Raw genomic sequence first — 18,055 nt, 5'->3', positions numbered from 1 at the left:
CAAACGCGACTACATCTTCCACGGCACCCTGACCACCGCAGCCATCGTGATCTGGCTCCGTGATCTCGTCAAAGAGCCATCAGACACTGCCTAGTGGCCGCGCAAATTGGTGATCATCACGGGCGACGTGCCGGGCGGCTGTCCCACCGGTACAGGGTCCAGGCTTGGCGGATCAGGCTACGCACGGTGAGGATCGCGTCGGCGAGGTCGAAGAAGGCGTCGATGACGACCTCGCGGCGTTCATAGCAGCGTTGGAGCCGGTTGAAGGTGTTGTGTCAGGCGTTCGTGCGTTCCACATGCCAGTGCTGACTTGCCTGGATCGGTGCTTTCTCGCCCTTGTGGGCGATCTGGCCGTGCAGGTGTCGTCCGGCGAGCTCGGTGCGGGTCTTGCCGGAGTCGTAGCCGGAGTCCAGGTGCACGGTGATGTCGGCGGGCAGCGGGCCGAGATCATCGAGTTTGTCCAGGGTGGGAGCCAACAGCGGTGAGTCGTGCCGGTTGGCGCCGGCCAGCACGCGACCCAGCGGGATGCCGTGGCCCTCGACCATCAACGACCGTTTCATGCCCTGCTTGCGCCGGTCGACCGGGGACGGACCAGTGCACTGGCCACCGCCGGGGGCCTTGGTGATACAGCCGTCCACGGCGATCTGGTCCAGTATCAGGCCGACGATGCGGTCGTAGGCGTCCAGCGCGATCCGCTTGAGCGCGGCGAACAGCCCGGCCTTGATCCACTCGTCGCGGCGGTTGCGGATCGTGGACGCCGAGCACGTGGTGTCGGCGATCGCCTCGTAGGAGCAGCCGAACCGCAACACCTGGATGAGCTTGTCGAACACGGTCCGATCACTGATCCGCCGCCGATGACACCCCAGTGGGTGCGCGGGATCGACCACTGGTCGGGCGGGGATCAGCGCGGCGAACCGGTCCCACAGCGGGGTGGTCAGCCATGATGGCAACGCGGGCACAGGTACTCCTGATGATCACCCAAGTGTGCGGCCTCTAGGCCGTCTCGAGCAGCAGCGCGGTGAGCTCGACGGGCATGGTGATCATGCAGTCGTGGCCGGTCGGCAGCTCGCGTACTCGTTCGCCTGCCGGGACGGGACGCCGGGTGATGTCTGCCGGCTGGCCCTCGAGGCAGTGGATGTGTGTGCGCGGGATCGTGCGCGCGGCCGGGTCGTCCAGCAGGACTGGCTCCCGCAGGCACCGCACCGGCTGGTCCGACAGCATCGAGCGCAACCAGGCGAGGTCGTCGGGATCGGTGACGCCGAACAAGCCAAGCGGCGGCGGCTGCTCGGGCATCGGCGGAACCCGCCAGCCGTCCACGGCGAGGTCGATGAGCTGCTTGGTGACAGGGAGGACGTCGACAGCGGTGTCGCCGTCTTCGGGGACCATCGCGTCGAGGAACACCAGATGTGCGATCCGCTTCGGGACCCGGTTGGCGACTCCCGAGATGACCATCCCGGCGTAGCTGTGCCCGACGAGCACGACGTCGTCGAGGTGCTCGTCTTCGATCAGGCCGGCGACGTCGTCGATGTGGGTTCCGAGCCCGATCTTGGGGCTCAGCAGGTGTGCCTTGTCGCCGTAGCCGGTCAGCGACGGCGCGAGCACCCGGTGCCCGGCCGCCTCCAGCAGCGGGACCACCCGGTCCCAGCTTCGCCCGTTGTGCCAGGCGCCGTGTACCAGTAGAAATGTGGCCATGGTCGTGTGGTTCCTCCTCGTGCCTCGGTACTCTTTGGTGACCGCGAACATCGTGATCCCCACGACGCCCCCCGGGCAATACGGCACTTTTCGGTGCCCCGGTTCTCAGGAGGTAACCGTGCAGGACCCGTGCAAGACCCGTGAAGTCCTCGGGATCGTCGGGGACAAGTGGGCGCTGCTGATTGTGCGCATGCTCAAGGACGAGCCGTTGCGCTTCACCGAGCTCAAGCGGGCCATCGACGGCATCAGCCAGCGCATGCTCACCGTGACGCTGCGCGACCTCGAACGCGACGGGATCCTGACGCGCACGGTCCGAAACGTCATGCCGCCGCACGTCAGCTACGAACTGACCGCGATGGGCCGGAGCCTGCGCGAGGCCACCGCGCCGCTGCTCGAATGGAGCATCACGCACCTGCCACACATCGACGCCGCTCGCACGGCCTACGACGACCGCTAAACGAGTAAGAGGCCGCGCGCATGGGTGGTCATCAGGGGCGGCGCGTGGGTCGGGTGTCCCACCGATAGAGGGCCCAGGCTTTGCGGATCAGGCTACGGACGGGAATCAACGCGGCGAATTGGTCCCACAGCGGGGGTAGTCAGCCATGATGGCAACGTAGGCACGGACACCTCTGGCGATCACGAAGCGTAGACACCTCATGATCATCAATGCCTGTGCCCGCCCCACCACCAGGGCCATACCTCACCACTCTATTTGCGCGACCTCTAAGCGATCTTGTATGGGGCGGGTGGCTTGTGTCATCGCAGTAGTAGTTCAAGAGAATCCCCAAGGCCGTAGATACAGGCAATGGCTGCCGAAATATGCTCCCAAGCCACTTCCCCTCCCCGCGCCATAGCCGTCCCCACGCGCCCCCGCGCACGGCGGCGCCCCGGTCGAAGGGGCGCCGTTCCGGGGCGTTGGGTGGCGCGGGGTGGCCTACGTGGCGGGGAGCGGGGTGGCCTGCTGGTCGGCGAGGCGGGCGGCGATGGCAGTGCGCAGTCCGTCACTGGAGTAGGCGGTGCCGTTGACCTCGCAGCGGAGTCCGGCGAGGGTTTCGTGTAGTCCGGGTTCGAGGGCGTCGAGGTCAAGGCGGGCGCGCAGCGCGGCCCCCTGGGGCTTCGGTAGGCGGTCGACGAGGGCGCGATGGCTTTTCCATCTTGATTTCTGCGGGTCACAGGCACTGGCGTGAGTGGCGGATGGGATGCTCCGGCCGGTCGGCGGCATGATCGCGTCGAGGTGATCGTTTGTCACCGGGCGACCTCGGTGTTTTTCAGTACCAGCAACGCCCGTAGCGACAGGGTCGCGTGACGGGCATTCATCCGAGCCGAAATCGACCGCAAGACGCCAAACGCTGCCCGAGATAGGAATATTGACGTGCCGTCAGAATACAAATCCCGCAGTCGACTGGCCGGGTGGGCAGGTGCCATCATGTGCGGGGCTGCGGCAGCAGTCTCGGGATCTATCGTGGGGGCGGGCATGAGCGCAGCCGATACGGTGACGGATCTGCCGCGGCAGCAGCCGGTGACGATCGCCGACGAGCAGGTCGGTTTCAATGGTGCCTTTGCGGCCGCGCTGACGCGAGCGGCGGGTTCGATGCCCGCCTTATATGTCACCCTGGCCGTCGTCGGCGGATGGATGGCCCTGGCGACCTGGGGCCCGCTGCACCGGGTCGATCCCTATCCGTTCGGGTTTCTGCTGTTCCTGGACAACGTGGTCCAGCTTGTTCTCTGCCTTGTGATCATGGTCGGTCAGCGCGTGCTGGGCGCGGCTGCTGACCGTCGGGCGGTCCAGACGTACGAGAACGCTGAGGGGATCTTCGAGCGGGTCGCGGATCTCCAGGCACACCTGGACCGGCACGACCGCGCGCTCGGCCGTGGGGTCAGCCTGCTTGAGTCGAGTGCGCACCCGTGGATCGAGCGGCACCGGGTGCAGCCGCCGCCCCAGGCCATCGACCAGGTCACGGGTGTCAACGGCCGGATCGCCGCCTGGCTGACGCGACGTCTGGGCAGCATGTGGGCCTTCTATATCGCCGTCGGGACCCAGGTGGTCTGGATGGGCATGGCGCAGTTGGGCCTGCAGCGGTTCGATCCGTACCCGTTCGCTTTCATGAGCTTTCTGTCCACCCTGGCCCAGCTGCTCTTCATGATCGTGATCATGGTCGGGCAGGACGTGCTGGGCCAGGCCGCAGACCGCCGCGCGGAGCAGACTCTCCTCGACGCCGAGGCCATCCTGCACGAGTGCCGCCGGATGAAGGCACGTCTGATGGCACAGGACCGCGTCATCAACAGCCTTGCCGACTACACCAGCGCCCAGGTCACCGGACACCTGGCGCAGGCCATCCATCAGAGCAGACTGGAAGCCGCTCTCGACGAAGGCCAGGAGCCGGACAGTCGGACCGTGTTGCGCCCTTGGGACGAACTGCCGGAAGAACTGAAAGAGGCAAACCGTCTTCAGGCGCACCAGCTCGGTGACCGGCTGGCCGCGATCGGCTGCCTGATGGTGCCCGCATCCGATCCAACGCTGACCACCGTCTTCACCGAGGAGGAGGCACTGGTGCTGGCCCGGCTGGAGTACGAGCACCGTTTGCCCGAACACGGCGCTTACGGAGCGGCCGGCCTGCCCGGACAGCGTGACGGCAGGCAACCCGACATGGTGCCCTGGGAGGACCTATCCGATCACACACGGGCGCAGGCCGTGGAAGCGGCCGGGCGCGTTCCCGCGGTGCTGGCCGACATCGGCTTCCAGGTCCTGCGCACGGGCCAGGGCGCGGGCGGTGCTGGGGAGTTGGACTTCACCCCTGAGGAATGGGCGACGCTGGGGAAGTCCTTGATGGCCTCTGGCGTACTGGTGGCGCTCGCCGAGGGCGTCGCCGATCCCGAGGAGATCTTCGCGCTGGTCAAGCTGCTGCGGGAGGCCAGCATCAGCCATTCCAGGCGATTGATCCGCGAACTCGCGGAGGCGTCCACCTTCGACACCGGACTCCAGCCGGGCACCAGGTACGCCGACTATGCGGGGCCCGCGTTGCAAACGATCCGTGAGGCCACCGCCATCGTCGCCCAAACCGCGCCGGAGGAACTCACCGATTTCCGCGCATTCCTGATGGACATCACCGCGACCGTCGCCGACGCCAACAACGAAGGCGGCTTCCTGGGCCTGGGCGCCCGGCCCCGCGTACCGAACGAGGTCGCGGCCATGGAAGCCGTCAAAGCGGCAACACAGCTCGATCAGGCGGAAACCGCGCCCCCTTCGGCGTGCCGGGGGCAGGATTCGTAGCCGCGGGCGTGTCAGTGTCCCCGCGCGATCCACTGGTCTCTCTCCCTCACGGAATCGGACGGCTCAGCGGATCGCGGCAAGGACGCCGGAGCCGGGCAGAATGATGACTCCGATGGTGACGAAGACGGTGGGGATGATCCAGTGTCCCCACCGTCCGATGACCTCGACGATCTTCCGGTGGGAGCCGAGCCAGGAGCCGAGCACGCACCACAGCACCACCCCGCCGCCGAACACGACGATGGTGACCACGGCCGAACCGACGCCGATGGTCCGCAGCACCGGAGGATAGACACTGAGGTTGTCGGCCCCGTTGATCACGGTCAGGACCATCACCGACGCCGGACCCGTAGCGGCAACCGCCGGGACCGGCTCGCCGGAGCGCTGTGCCCGTGCGGCTCTGACCAGGCCCAAGACCCCCAGGACCAGCGGGGCCAGGCCAAGCAAACCGACCCATCTGTCGGGGACGACGGCCAAGCCGAGCGCGGCGCTCACCGAGACAGCCACCAAGACGGTGAACCCGGCGGCCTGCCCCGCCCAGATCTGCCCGGACCTGAGCGCCCCGGTGGCCTGGCTGGACAGGAACAGCATCGCCAGCACCACAAGGTCATCGATATTGGTCCCGGCGAACAGCCCCACCGCCGTGGCCGCAGTCGCCACAACGCCGGCCACCTAGACCCGCCCCGCGACGAGCCGACCGACAGAGCCGACGCCCACAAAGGCGCAGGTCATGGCCGGATCACATGGGAGGAGACCGGCGAACGCCGCTGATGGGCTGGTGCACACCATCTCCTCCTGTGTCATCACGGGCGCGAGGACAAGCTACCGGGAGTGGACGCCACTCGCGAGGGCCTTGACGCAGCCAAGACGCACCCGCGAAGTCAGTCCCGCCCACGAACCCAACCGGTCCGGTGAGGCGAATCGGTGGTCCCGCAGGCGAAACGGCCTGGGGAGGAGGCGGAGGTCGACTTCGCGGAGTTCTGGCTGGACCTGGCCGGGCAGCGCCGCAAGTGCGTGCTGTTCACCCTGCGCCTGTCCTACTCCGGCAAGGCCGTCCACCGCCCCGTTGACCGCACTATCGGCGTGCCCTCCTCCGTGATGGCCGGGTAGGCGAGAAGTCTCCGTCCGGAACGCTGCCGAGCGGACGGAGATGTGATGGATCAGGATGCGCCCCGACCGGGAGAGCTCGCTGCCGGGCTGGTGGTGGCCCGGATCGGGAGTTTGGTGTCGACCGACGACGCCTCGCTGCCCTGGGAAGTGCTTGGTGGCTCCGGACTTCCGGTCGAGCCGGTGAGTGAGTTCCTGAGTGAGCTTGTGGCCTGCGGGAACACGGCGGCTTCGTGCCGCTCCTACGCCTACGATCTGCTGCGCTGGTTCCGGTTCCGGTTCCGGTTCCGGTTCGGGTTCGACTTCGAGGCCGAGCGCGACCGGCTTCGGCTGCTGCCAGCCGACGACTACGACTGCGGGATCGACCTGACGCCCACGGTCGCCCGCAACAGGCGGATCACGGTCCGCCAGGGCTACTACTCGGTGCCGAGAAGTTCATCGGGCAGAAGGTGCGGGTCAAGCTGCGGGCGAACGATTTGTGGGTGTTCGACGGCCGTCAGGTCGTCGCCCGCCACCCTCGCCTGACGCGCCGTTACACCTACCACGACTTCCTGGACCACTACCTGGAGATCCTGCTGGTCAAGCCGGGTGCGTTCGCTGGTGCCTCCGCACTGGCGCAGGCCCGCGCGGAGGGCGGCTTCACGAAGGTCCACGAGGCGTTCTGGGCCGCGGCCAAGCAGAAGGCCGGGGACCGGGAGGGCACTCGAATGCGGATCGAGGTCTTGCTGCTGCTCCGTCAGTTGCCGGCCGAGGCCCTGGTGAAGGCGATGGAGACCTGTCTTCGGATCGGCTCGGTGTCCACCGACCTCGTCGCGATCGAGGCCCGTAAGGCGATGGAGGGCACCGACGACGAGGACGCCGAACTTCTCACCGACGACAGGGCGGCCGACGACGCGGGCGGCGAGAGCCCGGGCAAGGAGGCGGTCGGGGCGAGGGTGATCTCGCTGCACGCGCGCCGCCTGCCGCCTGATCCACGCACGACGCTGCCCGACATGAGCAAGTACGACCGGCTGCTGAACCTGGTCGCCACCCGCGAGACCAGCCAGAACCAGAAAGGCCAGGGGGCATGACCCGCGCCATCACCGTCACCAACCACGACGCGGACCAGGACCGGGACCGGATCCCGCAGAGGAGGGTGTCCCTGCTGGGCGACCCGGAGGACATGCTCATCGACGAGGCGTGCCGGGACCTGAAGCTGCCCGCGTTTCGCGAGCGGTTCATCGAACTCGCCGGCACCGCCCAGAGCCCGCGACGCGCAGGCGGTGTCGATCGCCGCCCACCTGCTCCTCGTCATCATGGTCCTGCAGTTCTTCGACTGCGCCCAGAACATCGGCGTCGGACTCCTGCGCGGCCTCGACGACACCAAGAGCGGATTCCGCATCACCCTCATCGGCTACTGGCTCATCGGCCTGCCCGCCGCATGGCTCCTCGGCTACGCCGCTGGGCTCCACACCCTCGGCATCTGGCTCGGCCTGCTCACCGGCCTCGCCGCCACCGCCATCCTGCTCCTACGTCGCTTCAGCACCGCCCTGCGTGCGAAGTTCACCATCGAACAGCCTGTTCCTGCAGCCTAACGGGCGCTCAGCAGGCAGTTGGGTCGAGGCGGGGGCCGGTTCGGCGGGCGAGCGGGTTGGTGCCGATCGAGTTGTGGACGCTGAAGCTCACGGCGTCGGAGCGGTAGCGGTCGTCGGACCACTCGACGGGCCGGCCGGCGTGGGTGGTGGTGACCCGGCGTACGCGCAGGAGCGGGCTGGTACGGCGGATGCCGAGCAGTTCGGCATCGCGGGCGCCGGCGGCCACCGCGTCGATGAGGTGCTCGCCGTACGCGAAGACCAGGCCGGTCCCCTCGTACAGCCGCTGGGTCACCGACGGGCAGTCCGGTTCGATGCGTTCGACGTCCGGTGCGATCCAGTCCGCGTAGACGGTGCGTTCCACGAGTACGGGGTCTCCGTCCAGTCCGCGGACGCGCAGCACGGACAGCACGTCGGTGCCGGTGCGCAGACGGAGCCGCGACGCGTCCTCCGCGGTTGCGGGCCTGCGCTCGGTCAGCACCACCGTGCCCGTTGCGGTACGGCCCATGGCGCGCGCCCACTGGGCGAAGCTGCGCAGCTCGGCGAAGCTCTGGCTGCGTCTACTGGCCAGCACCACCCGCAGGGCACCCTGCCGGGAGCCGATCAGCCCCTCCGTGGTCAGCGCTGCGACGGCCTGCCGCACTGTGCCGCGTGAGACGCCGAAGCGTGCGGAGAGCTCGCTCTCGGAGGGGAACGGCGTGCCGACCGGATACTCCTCGCTGTCGATCGCCCGACGGAGCTCCTCGGCTATCTGCTCGTGCCGCGCTGTCAACGACCCCCCTTGGTCGGATGGACGAGTTGTGCACAGTGCTTGTGCACAGATCTCTTGGTCGCCGTCAGCGTAGACGAGCTCTGGCCGAGGTGTGGGCCGCTTCCCGCCCCGGCTCCTTCGGTCCCGCGAGATGCGGATCACACTGGTCAAGGGTGTCGCCTGCGGCCAGTGGCGAATTCCCTCCGTGTTCATCTCCGTGACAGGAATGGCGTGCTAACTGGGGTCAGCTTGTCCAAACAAGTCGACGGAGAGATCGTGAACGTGTCCCTTCCGAGGACGACTGTCCTCGCGGGCAGCCTGGCGGCTGCCGTACTCACTCTCAGCGCCTGCGGCGCTGCCCCCACCGCCCAGTCCGGGGCCGGTGGCGCGAAGGCCGCCTCCGCCACCTCGGCGAAGGATTTCGGCGGTATGGACGCCCTGGTCAACGCGGCCAAGAAGGAGGGCACGCTCAACGCGATAGCCATTCCGCGTGACTGGGCCAACTACGGTGCCCTGATCGACGGGTTCACCAAGAAGTACGGGATCAAGGTCAAGGTCGAGAACCCGGGCGGCGCCAGCCAGGACGAGATCAACGCCGTCACCTCCCGCAAGGGCCAGGACCGCGCCCCCGACGTGCTCGACCTCGGCAGCTCCTTCGCGGTCAGCGCCGCCCAGCAGGGCCTGCTCGCGCCGTACAAGGTCGCCTCGTACGACGCCATCCCCACGGGGCAGAAGGACGCCCAGGCCCGCTGGTACAACGACTACGGCGGCTACACCTCCATCGGCTGCGACGCCAAGCGCGTCACGAAGTGCCCCGAGACCTTCGCCGATCTGCTCGACCCCCAGTACAAGGGGCAGGTCGCACTGAACGGAAACCCCACCAAGTCCGGCTCGGCCTTCGGCGGCGTGTTCGCGGCGTCCCTGGCCAACGGCGGCTCCTTCGACGACGTCCAGCCCGGCCTGGACTTCTTCGCCAAGCTCAAGAAGAACGGCAACTACACACCGGTCGAGTCCACCCCGGCCACGATCGAGAAGGGCGAAACGCCCATCAGCATCGACTGGGACTACCTCAACGCGGGGTACGCCGACGAGTTCAAGGGCAAGGGCGTGGACTGGAAGGTCGCGGTCCCCAAGGACGGCAAGTACTCCCAGTACTACTCGCAGGCCGTCACCAAGGACGCCCCGCACCCGGCTGCGGCCCGGCTGTGGCAGGAGTACCTCTACAGCGGCGAGGGCCAGAACCTCTGGCTCAAGGGGCACGCCCGCCCCGCGCTGATGGCCGCGATGGAGAAGGACGGCAGCCTCGACAAGGCGGCCGCGGCCAAGCTGCCCAAGGTCTCCGGCACTCCCACCTTCCCGTCCGAGGCCCAGCAGTCCAAGGCCAAGCAGCTGCTGGGCCAGGGCTGGGGCAAGGCCGTCTCCGGGTGACGCCGTCCATGACCGCCGCTGCCCGTGCCTCCGTCCCCGGGACGGTCACCGTCCCGGGGCGGCGCCGCTCGATGGGCTGGCTCGCGGTGGTCCCGCTGCTGGCGTTCGCCGCGCTCAGCTTCGGGGTTCCCGCCCTCGCCATGCTCTCCGGTGCCTTCACCGCCAAGGACCCGGCCACCGGGGCCTCCTCGTACACCACCGCCAACCTCAGCGCCTCCCTGCACGGCGCCTATCTGACGTCGCTGCTCGGCAGTGTCAAGCTGTCCGCCGTCTCCGCGGTACTCGCCGCGGTGCTCGGACTGCCGCTCGCCCAGGCCGTGGTGACGTCCCGCTTCACCGCGCTGCGCGAGGCCGTCCTCACCGCCTCCGGGGTGCTCGCCAACTTCGGCGGTATCCCGCTCGCCTTCGCCTTCGTCGCCACCCTCGGCAACTCCGGTGTCCTCACCCGGCACTTGGGCCTGTCCAAAGCGGGCTGGAACCTCTACAGCTTCTGGGGACTCGTCCTCACCTATCTGTACTTCCTCGTCCCGATGATGGTGCTCACCATCACCCCCGCCCTCGACGGGCTGCGCGCCCAGTGGCGTGAGGCCGCGCAGAACAACGGCGCCACCACCGTGCAGTTCTGGCGGTACGTGGCCCTGCCGGTGCTCACTCCGTCGCTCCTGGGCGGGCTGGTGCTGCTCTTCGGCAGCTCCTTCGCCGCCTACGCCACCGCCGCCGCCATGGTCGGCAGTTCGGTACCGCTGGTCACCCTGCAGATCGCCGACGCCATCTCCGGCAACGTCCTGGTCGGCCAGGAGAACGTGGCCCTGGCGCTCAGTCTCGACATGGTCGTGATCGCCGCACTGGTGATGGCCGTATACCTGCCCCTGCAACGACGGAGCACGCGATGGCTCGCCTGACCCCCGCCCCGGCCACCGCCCGGCCCGGGTCCCGCCCGCGTCTGTGGCGCGGCGCGGTGTTCGCCCTCGCCGCGGTCTACTTCCTCGTGCCGCTGACCGCCTCGGTGATCTTCACCGTCGACGTGCCGGGCAAGGGTGTGACCCTGGACGCGTACCGGCAGATCGTCGGCGCCCAGGGATTCGCCTCCAGCCTGCTGCTCTCCCTGGAACTGGCCGCCGTCACCATCGCGGTCGTGCTGCTGCTGATGGTGCCCGCCATGGTCGCGCTGCGGCTGGGCGCGCCCCGACTGCGCCCCGTGGTGGAGATGGTCTGCTCGCTGCCGCTGGTGGTACCGCCGATCGCCTTCGTGGCGGGGCTGGTCACCGTGCTGCGTTGGGGCCCGGAGCACCTTGCGGCCACGCCGCTCTACCAGACGTTCGTGGTCCTGCAGAATCCGTCGTTCCCCCTCGTGCTCGTCCTCGCCTACACGGTGATGGCGCTGCCGTTCGTGTACCGGGCGCTGGACGCCGGGCTGCGCGCGGTCGATGTACGCACCCTCGTGGAAGCCGCCCGCAGCTGTGGTGCGGGCTGGCCGCAGGCACTGGTCCGCGCGGTGCTGCCCAATCTGCGCCGGGCGCTGCTGAACGCGGCGTTCCTCACCCTCGCCCTGGTCCTGGGCGAGTTCACCGTCGCCCGGCTGCTCGGCTTTCAGCCGTTCGCCGTGTGGATCGTGAACGTCAGCGGCTCCCAGGCCCAACTGTCCGTCGCCGTCTCCGTCCTCAGCCTGCTCGTCACCTGGGCACTCCTGGTGGCCCTGGCGGCTCTCGGCGGACGGCGCTCCCCCTCCCGTACGACACCCAGGAGTGACCCGGCATGACCGACGTCGCCACCACAACCGCACCGACCGCCGTGCCGCACGGCGCCCCCAGCGCATCGGGGAACGCCGCAACCGTTGAACTCCGCGACCTGCGCCGCGCCTTCGGCACCACCGTCGCGCTCGACGGACTCGACCTGTCCGTACGCCCCGGTGAACTGCTCGCCCTGCTCGGCCCGTCGGGCTGCGGCAAGACCACCGCCCTGCGGATGCTCGCCGGGTTCGAGCACCCCGACGCCGGCCAGATCCTGGTGGACGGCGAGGACGTCACCGGCGTCCCCGCGCACCGCCGGGACGCCGGGATGGTCTTCCAGTCGTACAGCCTCTTCCCGCATCTGAACGCCCTGGACAACGTGGCCTTCGGACTGCGTATGCGCAAGGTCCGCCCGGACCAGCGGCGCGCTCGCGCCACCGAGCTACTGGAGCTGGTGGGACTGCCGGACAAGGGCCACCGCTACCCGCACCAGCTCTCCGGAGGCCAGCAGCAACGCATCGCCCTCGCCCGCGCCCTGGCGCTGCGTCCCCGAGTGCTGTTGCTGGACGAGCCGTTGTCCGCGCTGGACGCCAAGGTACGGCTCACCCTCCGCGACGAGATCCGGCGGCTGCAGCAGGAGCTCGGTATCACCACCCTCTTCGTGACCCACGACCAGGAGGAGGCGCTGTCCATGGCGGACCGCGTCGCGGTGATGCGCGCGGGCCGGTTGGAGCAGTGCGCCGCACCCGCCGAGCTGTACGGCCGCCCGGCCACCGCCTTCGTCGCCGAGTTCGTCGGCACCATGAACCGTCTCGCCGGCCGTCTCGTGGACGGTCGTACGGCGGTCGAGGCGCTGGGCAGGCGGCTGCCGGTGGACGGTGAGGCCCCTGAGGGGCCCGAGATCGATGTCCTGATCCGGCCCGAAGCGGTCCGGCTGGCCGCGGACCCCGAGGGCACGGCACGGGTCACCGCCGCCGCCTTCCTCGGCGCCGTCACCCGGCTGACCGTCCAACTGCCCGACGGCACCGACATCAAGGCCGATCTGCCCGGCCATGACGCCGCCGCGCTCGCCCCGGGCACACGGCTGACCGTGTCCCTGCCCGACCGCCCGGTGCTCGTGGCCGCCCGCAGGGCCTGAGCACCGCCCCCCAACTCCGACCGATCCGCCGTCCCATACACCGGCGCGTCGCACCACCGCCGGCACAGCGCCACTGTCGACAGAGAACGAAAGAGAACCGTGACCCTCGGCACCACCCACCATCCACTGCAGGCCGTCCTCTTCGACATGGACGGCACCCTCGTCGACACCGAGGGAGTGTGGTGGCTGTCCGTCGCCCATGTGGCCCAGGAGCTGGGCCACGAACTCACCGACGCGGACCTGCCCGAGGTACTCGGCCGCCCGGTGCAGCACACGGCGGCCCATCTGCGACACCTCCTCGGCACCGAAGCCTGCGAGGAGAAGCTCGCGGACGCCCTGCAGCGGGAGTTCGCCGCCCAGGTGGCGCGCGGCGTCGAGCCGCGGCCCGGCGCTGTGCAACTCCTCCACGAGCTCAGTCGCGCCGGCGTCCCGACGGCCCTGGTCACCGCCTCGCCCCGATCCGTGGCGAACATCGTGCTGCGCACCCTGGGCATCGGGCACTTCACCGTCACCGTCACCGCCGACGACACCGAGCACAGCAAGCCGGCCCCCGACCCGTATCTCGCCGCAGCCCACGCGCTCGGCGTACGGCCCTCCGCATGCGTCGCGGTCGAGGACACCCCCACAGGCGTCGCCTCGGCCGAGGCCGCCGGCTGCCGGGTGCTGGCGGTGCCGTCCCTGGCCCCGATCCCGCCCGCTCCCGGGCGGACCGTACTGGACAGCCTCAAGAGGGCCGACCTGCCGCTGCTGCGGTCCCTGGTCACGGACGCGGGCCCGTACTTCCTCACCACCTCCCTCACCACCCGCAATGCCCGCGTCGGCGAGCCCTTCCGGGCGAGCGTCGCCGGACTGCTCAGGGGCACCGCCGCATCCGCCCCGGTGACCTTCGCCGTGGACCACGGCGCGCACTGGGTCGAGGTCTCCGCTGACGGCACCCTCCGCGGTACGCCCACTGCTGCCGGGACCACGGAGGTCACTGTCACGGCGACGGATGGCGCGGGCGGCCGGGCAAGGCTGGCCGTCCGTATCCCGGTGGTCGGGGCCAACGAGCCTTTGGTACGTGAGCTGAAGGTGATGAGCTGGAACCTGTGGTTCGGCGGCACCAAAGTGCGCGACCACCGCGACAAGCAGCTACGGGTGCTGCTGGAGGCCGACGTGGACATCGTCGGCCTCCAGGAAACGCACTCCACCGCCACCAGGGAGCTGGCCGAAGCCCTCGGCTGGGATCACCACCAGGCCGGCGAGAACCTCGGAGTCCTCAGCCGCTATCCCATCGTTGCCCGGCACGGCAGCCCGGACCCCGGCTTCTACGGCGGTACCGGCGTCACCGTCCGGCTCGACTCCCGCGCGGACACACCGCTGGAGGTCGCGCTGTGGAGCGCGCACCTCAACTACACGCCGTACGGCCCGTACAGCGCCTGCTTCGAGCAACTGCCGGTGCCCGAACTCGTCAAGGACGAAGCGAGCTCCGGGCGCCTCGGCCAGATGCGGGACATCCTCGCCGCCATGGCCGGTCAGCTCGCCGACCGCCACACCACGCCCGTACTGCTCGTCGGTGACTTCAACGCCCCTTCCCACCTGGACTGGACCCAGGCCACCGCACCGCTGCGGTGCGGCTACGGCCCCGTCGGCTGGCCCGTCACCAAGGCCGCCGAGGACGCGGGCCTGCGGGACTCCTACCGGGTGGCACACCCCGACCCGCTGCGCGAGCCAGGCGCCACCTGGTCCCCGGTCCATGACACGCACGAGGACGGCAGCGGCCGAGCCGAGCCGCAGGACCGCATCGACTACGTGCTCTACGCCGGAGCCCGCCTCGATGTGCACGACGCGACGGCCTACGTCAGCGGGACCAACGGACTCTTCCCCGACGTGGCCGGGAACGACTGGCCCTCGGACCACGCCGCGGTGCTCACGACGTTCTCCCTCCGCTCATGAGGTGACCCGGCGGCTCCACCCATCAGGGGACTGCCGCCCCAGCCTGGCCCCGACCGGATCCCGTGAACGGCACTCAAGGGCCCGCTGGACTTCTCGAAGGCCAAGGGTGTGACCTCCCCGGCGTACACCAATCGCACTGCCCTCGTCGAGAATTGGCAAGGGTGAAGTGGGGCGGGCACTGGAAGTGGACGCGAACGGCGTTTCACAATCGGCCGGTTGGGCCGCATAACTCCGGCCCGATCAGCCCGCTTCGGGTCTGCAGCGCTTGTTCCATTGAGAGCCGCTCAGGGCAGGGGCACGGTGGGCTCGTCGACAGGGTGGGCGGGGCCGTCGATCTCGACGTACGCCTCCCCCTCGTGCCATGCGGCATCGGTGTAGGCGATGAGGAGAGGGGGCAGCCCGTTGGTTTCCGGGGCGAGTTCGACCCGGTGGTCGCTGCCCCGGAAGTGGCAGCGGTGTACTCGGGTGCGTACCTTGCCTGGACCGGGCGTCAGGCTGAGCCGCAGCTGACTCGGCCGCAAGAGCACTGGTGCCCGGCGCGCCACACCGGCGTTGACGGTCAGTTTCAGGATGCCGAGGTCGGTGTCGGCCTGCAGGCCCTCAGTGTGGGCAGGCGCGATGTCGGCTTCGCCGAGGAAGCGGGCGACGACGGCATCGGCCGGCTCGCGGTAGAGGTCTTGTGGCGTTGCCTGCTGCACGATCCAGCCGGGGCGGGGACGGCAGTGGTACCGGCCGCGCGCAGAGTCGCGGCGACCTCGGCGCGCAAGTCGGTGCGCAGCGCGGCATCGAGGGCGGTCGCTGCTGCCATCACTGAGCTTGTTTTTTTAGACCCAGTCTCGAACGTGCCTCGAACTTGATCAGTGTTTTCGCAGTTCAGAGGACTTGAGGGCGGCCTTCGTCTGATCCTTTGCTTCGTCACAAGGCACAGGAAGAGCGCGAAGGCCGTAGTCATGAGTGTGGGGGATCAGCGCGTCCTGCGGGAGGCGTTCGCGGAGGTGTCATGCTTCCGGGCGGAGTTGTATGCGTGTCTGACCACGTGGGGCGACGCGTTGTTCGAGTTGTGTGACGCGGTGCTGTGCACCGATGGCCCGGTCCGCTCGCTCGTCGAGCTGGCGCTGGCCGCTGAACACCGTTGTGGTCACGGTTCGTTGTACGGCGGCCTCAACGACGGTCACATCAACGTCGCTCGCCTCCGACGAGTCCTGGCCGGGTTGCCGTTGCCCAGGGCGGCGGACGGACGGCTGGTCCTGGCGGTGGATGTCTCGCCGTGGCTACGACCGGATGCGGGGACCTGCCCGGACCGCTCGTTTTGCCACACCTACGGCCGCGGGGAAGCGAAGCATCACATGATGCCCGGCTGGCCCTACTCGATCGTGGCGGCCCTGGAGACAGGCCGGACCTCCTGGACGGCGATCCTTGACGCCGTTCGCCTGGCACCTGGCGCCGACCTCGCCGCCATCACCACTGAAGTTCCCCGGCGGTCTTGGACACTCGTTCCTTACGCTGCGAGGGTGTGACCTTGTTCGTGCCGCTGCCGTGTCTCCAGGGGAGTGAGGTAGCCCCATTCTGGATGCCTGCGCAGGCGACGGCGGTTGTAGAAGGTCTCGATGAAGGAGAAGATCTCCGCGCGAGCGGTTGCCCGGTCGGCCCAGAATCGGGTGCCGATCTCCTCTTTCAGCACGGCGAAGAAACTCTCCGCGGCGGCGTTATCGTAACAGGAGCCCGTTCTTCCCATACTCTGCCTCAGGTTCAACTTACGTATGTGGTAACGGAGTTCGTCCGAGGTGTACTCGCTGCCGCGATCCGAATGCACGATGCAGCCGGGCTTGAGGAGGCCGCGGCCGGCGGCCATGCGCAGGGTGTCGACCACGAGGGTGGCGCGGTGGTGGTCGGCCATGGAGTAGCCGACCACCTCGCGGGTGGCCAGGTCGATCCGCGTGGCGAGGTAGAGCCAGCCCTGGGCGGTGGCGATGTAGGTGATGTCACCGACGAGCTTTGTCCCGGGTGCCTGGGCGGTGAAGTCGCGGCCGATGAGGTCCGGGGCAGGCACAGCCTTCTTCGCTTGCCGGGTCAGACCGCGGCGCTTGCGGCGGGTGTGGCCGGTGATGCCGCGTTCACGCATGATCCGCTCGACGCGCTTGCGGTTGATGCGTCGGCCCAGGCGACGTGGTTCGGCGTGAATGCGCGGGGCGCCGTAGGTGCTCTTGGAGGCGATGTGGAGCACGTTGATCTCGTGCGCCAGGGCGTCGTCGGACGCCCGCCGGGCGGCGCGGGTCTTCCCGGCGCAGAGCCAGGCGTAGAAGGAGGACCGGGCCACCGGTGGGGCCCAGCCCGGTCGCCGCTGTCGACGACGACGTTCAGTTGCCGGATACGTGGTGGCAGGACCTGAACCAGGCCCTGGACCACCTCGCAGGGGTTCCCACCAGCCGCCAGGCGGTCCGCGAGCAGTACATCCGCCGCCGCGTGCCCGAATACACCGGCATCAATCCCGGCGAGATCACCTTCACCAGCGCCCACGGTGCCAGGGCGGGGTGAAGTGCCGGCTGGCGACGGAGCCGGGGCCCAGGAGGAGGCCGTCGGGCGTGAAGTGGGGTGCGGCCAGGCGACGTTCGAGGGCGGGCAGGTAGTTCCAGCGCACGCTGGGGTGGGCGGAGTGGGCGTAGTGGTGGAGGGCGCCGCAGGGGAGCCAGGTCACCGCGGTGAGGTGGGCCAGGGCGCGGTTGCGGGGGTAGAGGCGCAGGCAGCGGCTGGCTTCCGCCCAGGCCGGGGAGATGGTGCGGTGTTCGGCGTCGGACCAGGTGTGTTCCACCAGCAGTGACGTCCAGGCGAGCTGCGGATACAGCAGCAGGCGCGCGGTACGAGCACACCGCAGACCAGGCCGGCCCAGCCGCCGGCCAGGTAGACGGTGGCGAGCATCGCGGCGATGGCGGCGGCCCGGCCCCGCGGGCGGGCGAGTGGCGTAGGTGCGCGGCCAGGCTGGCGAGGGTGGCGCGGATGCCGCGGGCGGTCAGTGGGTGCATGAGCGCGACGGCCAGGCGCAGGCGGCCGACGCCGGGGCGGAGTCCGGCCTGGTGGAGCTCGGCGAGGTGCCGAGGGTCTCGCCCCAGGTACCCGGCAGCCCCGATGGGGGCTACGCACTGCCGGAGGCGTGGCGAGGTCGGAACACACAGGCTCGCCTTCGCCTTGTTTGGAGGATCGGTGCTGCAACCATGGCTAAACATGCCAAGGGTCACGTCCGGTACCTGACTTACAGCCGGATTACCCCAGTTCACGGCCTTGAGTGGAGCGGGCATTCACCATAGACATTGGTCGGCGCGACAACCGATCACCGCTGCCCTGGCCCTAGGGGCTGTCTGTGGTTGTGATCAATCGGCTTGCAGGAGACTGCCGATCCAGATGGTCGCTGCGCGGAGATGGAGTCCGGCGAGGTAGCTC

18 protein-coding genes and 3 pseudogenes are annotated in these 18,055 nt (G+C 69.2%); 13 read left to right on the top strand and 8 right to left on the bottom strand.

Annotated features, from left to right (window positions below):
* Nucleotides 1-116: 116 nt before the first annotated feature.
* Together ACFVT2_RS41965 and ACFVT2_RS41960 are read right to left on the bottom strand one after the other, a co-directional pair.
* A pseudogene (locus ACFVT2_RS41965) lies at nucleotides 117-959 on the bottom strand (IS5 family transposase).
* Between the two features lie 34 nt (nucleotides 960-993).
* Nucleotides 994-1,692: an alpha/beta fold hydrolase gene (locus tag ACFVT2_RS41960; protein ID WP_390027393.1), complete on the bottom strand. Its 699-nt coding sequence runs from the start codon at nucleotides 1,690-1,692 to the stop codon at nucleotides 994-996.
* A 118-nt stretch (nucleotides 1,693-1,810) separates the two neighbouring features.
* On the opposite strand from ACFVT2_RS41960, the gene ACFVT2_RS41955 reads away from it, so the two are divergent.
* Nucleotides 1,811-2,149, top strand: coding sequence for a winged helix-turn-helix transcriptional regulator (locus ACFVT2_RS41955; protein WP_390027388.1), 339 nt, complete (start codon nucleotides 1,811-1,813; stop codon nucleotides 2,147-2,149).
* A gap of 477 nt (nucleotides 2,150-2,626) precedes the next feature.
* Here the strand turns inward: ACFVT2_RS41955 and ACFVT2_RS41950 are convergent, their stop codons facing one another.
* On the bottom strand, nucleotides 2,627-2,941 hold the full coding sequence (locus tag ACFVT2_RS41950; RefSeq protein WP_390027386.1) for a hypothetical protein: 315 nt from the start codon (nucleotides 2,939-2,941) through the stop codon (nucleotides 2,627-2,629).
* Between the two features lie 225 nt (nucleotides 2,942-3,166).
* Here ACFVT2_RS41950 and ACFVT2_RS41945 point away from each other — a divergent pair, with 225 nt between their 5' ends.
* Nucleotides 3,167-4,963, top strand: a complete 1,797-nt coding sequence (locus ACFVT2_RS41945; protein WP_390027383.1) for a DUF1003 domain-containing protein — start codon at nucleotides 3,167-3,169, stop codon at nucleotides 4,961-4,963.
* 63 nt (nucleotides 4,964-5,026) lie between these two features.
* On the opposite strand, the gene ACFVT2_RS41940 is transcribed toward ACFVT2_RS41945, so the two are convergent.
* Complete coding sequence (locus ACFVT2_RS41940; RefSeq protein WP_390027380.1) at nucleotides 5,027-5,599, bottom strand: cadmium resistance transporter; 573 nt, start codon at nucleotides 5,597-5,599, stop codon at nucleotides 5,027-5,029.
* Between the two features lie 285 nt (nucleotides 5,600-5,884).
* On the opposite strand from ACFVT2_RS41940, the gene ACFVT2_RS41935 reads away from it, so the two are divergent.
* From ACFVT2_RS41935 to ACFVT2_RS41920, 4 genes and pseudogenes are all read left to right on the top strand, one after another.
* Nucleotides 5,885-6,070: a hypothetical protein gene (locus tag ACFVT2_RS41935; protein ID WP_390027378.1), complete on the top strand. Its 186-nt coding sequence runs from the start codon at nucleotides 5,885-5,887 to the stop codon at nucleotides 6,068-6,070.
* A gap of 45 nt (nucleotides 6,071-6,115) precedes the next feature.
* Entirely contained in the window at nucleotides 6,116-6,592 is a 477-nt protein-coding gene (locus tag ACFVT2_RS41930; RefSeq protein WP_390027376.1) for a hypothetical protein, read from the top strand.
* A complete protein-coding gene (locus ACFVT2_RS41925) occupies nucleotides 6,550-7,137 on the top strand; it encodes a hypothetical protein (RefSeq protein WP_390027374.1) in 588 nt (195 codons plus the stop codon). Before ACFVT2_RS41930 ends, ACFVT2_RS41925 begins: the two co-directional genes overlap by 43 nt.
* 186 nt (nucleotides 7,138-7,323) lie before the next feature.
* A pseudogene (locus tag ACFVT2_RS41920) lies at nucleotides 7,324-7,641 on the top strand (MATE family efflux transporter); the annotation flags it as partial.
* A gap of 7 nt (nucleotides 7,642-7,648) precedes the next feature.
* Here ACFVT2_RS41920 and ACFVT2_RS41915 read toward each other — a convergent pair.
* The gene (locus ACFVT2_RS41915; RefSeq protein WP_390027372.1) at nucleotides 7,649-8,410 is read right to left on the bottom strand and encodes a GntR family transcriptional regulator; all 762 of its coding nucleotides are present in this window, start codon (nucleotides 8,408-8,410) and stop codon (nucleotides 7,649-7,651) included.
* A gap of 255 nt (nucleotides 8,411-8,665) precedes the next feature.
* On the opposite strand from ACFVT2_RS41915, the gene ACFVT2_RS41910 reads away from it, so the two are divergent.
* From ACFVT2_RS41910 to ACFVT2_RS41890, 5 genes are all read left to right on the top strand, one after another.
* A complete protein-coding gene (locus ACFVT2_RS41910) occupies nucleotides 8,666-9,817 on the top strand; it encodes an ABC transporter substrate-binding protein (RefSeq protein WP_390027369.1) in 1,152 nt (383 codons plus the stop codon).
* 8 nt (nucleotides 9,818-9,825) lie between these two features.
* Nucleotides 9,826-10,719 carry an ABC transporter permease gene (locus ACFVT2_RS41905; protein ID WP_390027367.1) on the top strand — a complete coding sequence of 298 codons (894 nt, stop codon included), beginning with the start codon at nucleotides 9,826-9,828 and terminating at the stop codon, nucleotides 10,717-10,719.
* Nucleotides 10,707-11,576, top strand: a complete 870-nt coding sequence (locus ACFVT2_RS41900) for an ABC transporter permease (RefSeq protein ID WP_390027365.1) — start codon at nucleotides 10,707-10,709, stop codon at nucleotides 11,574-11,576. The genes ACFVT2_RS41905 and ACFVT2_RS41900 overlap by 13 nt, the downstream gene beginning before the upstream one ends.
* Nucleotides 11,573-12,685: an ABC transporter ATP-binding protein gene (locus tag ACFVT2_RS41895; protein WP_390027363.1), complete on the top strand. Its 1,113-nt coding sequence runs from the start codon at nucleotides 11,573-11,575 to the stop codon at nucleotides 12,683-12,685. Before ACFVT2_RS41900 ends, ACFVT2_RS41895 begins: the two co-directional genes overlap by 4 nt.
* A 147-nt stretch (nucleotides 12,686-12,832) precedes the next feature.
* Nucleotides 12,833-14,620: an HAD-IA family hydrolase gene (locus tag ACFVT2_RS41890; protein WP_390027390.1), complete on the top strand. Its 1,788-nt coding sequence runs from the start codon at nucleotides 12,833-12,835 to the stop codon at nucleotides 14,618-14,620.
* A gap of 284 nt (nucleotides 14,621-14,904) precedes the next feature.
* Here ACFVT2_RS41890 and ACFVT2_RS41885 read toward each other — a convergent pair whose 3' ends face one another.
* The gene (locus tag ACFVT2_RS41885) at nucleotides 14,905-15,318 is read right to left on the bottom strand and encodes a hypothetical protein (protein WP_390027361.1); all 414 of its coding nucleotides are present in this window, start codon (nucleotides 15,316-15,318) and stop codon (nucleotides 14,905-14,907) included.
* A 252-nt stretch (nucleotides 15,319-15,570) separates the two neighbouring features.
* On the opposite strand from ACFVT2_RS41885, the pseudogene ACFVT2_RS41880 reads away from it, so the two are divergent.
* A pseudogene (locus ACFVT2_RS41880) lies at nucleotides 15,571-16,086 on the top strand (transposase); the annotation flags it as partial.
* 32 nt (nucleotides 16,087-16,118) lie between these two features.
* On the opposite strand, the gene ACFVT2_RS41875 reads toward ACFVT2_RS41880, so the two are convergent.
* Complete coding sequence (locus ACFVT2_RS41875; protein ID WP_390027360.1) at nucleotides 16,119-16,937, bottom strand: IS3 family transposase; 819 nt, start codon at nucleotides 16,935-16,937, stop codon at nucleotides 16,119-16,121.
* 2 nt (nucleotides 16,938-16,939) lie between these two features.
* Here ACFVT2_RS41875 and ACFVT2_RS41870 point away from each other — a divergent pair, with 2 nt between their 5' ends.
* On the top strand, nucleotides 16,940-17,155 hold the full coding sequence (locus ACFVT2_RS41870) for a hypothetical protein (protein WP_390027357.1): 216 nt from the start codon (nucleotides 16,940-16,942) through the stop codon (nucleotides 17,153-17,155).
* On the opposite strand, the gene ACFVT2_RS41865 is transcribed toward ACFVT2_RS41870, so the two are convergent.
* Nucleotides 17,124-17,429, bottom strand: a complete 306-nt coding sequence (locus ACFVT2_RS41865) for a hypothetical protein (protein ID WP_390027354.1) — start codon at nucleotides 17,427-17,429, stop codon at nucleotides 17,124-17,126. The two genes, ACFVT2_RS41870 and ACFVT2_RS41865, sit on opposite strands and share 32 nt — an antisense overlap.
* Between the last annotated feature and the right edge of the window lie 626 nt (nucleotides 17,430-18,055).

Source organism: Streptomyces sp. NPDC058000, assembly GCF_042886435.1.
GTDB lineage: Bacteria > Actinomycetota > Actinomycetes > Streptomycetales > Streptomycetaceae > Streptomyces.
This window is presented reverse-complemented; position numbering and strand designations above follow the sequence as displayed.

What these genes read in the sequence shown, in the direction of transcription:
- ACFVT2_RS41960 (WP_390027393.1), bottom strand. Translation starts at nt 1,692, where the DNA reads ATGGCCACATTTCTACTGGTACACGGCGCCTGGCACAACGGGCGAAGC.
- ACFVT2_RS41945 (WP_390027383.1), top strand. Translation starts at nt 3,167, where the DNA reads ATGAGCGCAGCCGATACGGTGACGGATCTGCCGCGGCAGCAGCCGGTG.
- ACFVT2_RS41930 (WP_390027376.1), top strand. Translation starts at nt 6,116, where the DNA reads ATGGATCAGGATGCGCCCCGACCGGGAGAGCTCGCTGCCGGGCTGGTG.
- ACFVT2_RS41905 (WP_390027367.1), top strand. Translation starts at nt 9,826, where the DNA reads ATGACCGCCGCTGCCCGTGCCTCCGTCCCCGGGACGGTCACCGTCCCG.
- ACFVT2_RS41900 (WP_390027365.1), top strand. Translation starts at nt 10,707, where the DNA reads ATGGCTCGCCTGACCCCCGCCCCGGCCACCGCCCGGCCCGGGTCCCGC.
- ACFVT2_RS41895 (WP_390027363.1), top strand. Translation starts at nt 11,573, where the DNA reads ATGACCGACGTCGCCACCACAACCGCACCGACCGCCGTGCCGCACGGC.
- ACFVT2_RS41890 (WP_390027390.1), top strand. Translation starts at nt 12,833, where the DNA reads ATGGACGGCACCCTCGTCGACACCGAGGGAGTGTGGTGGCTGTCCGTC.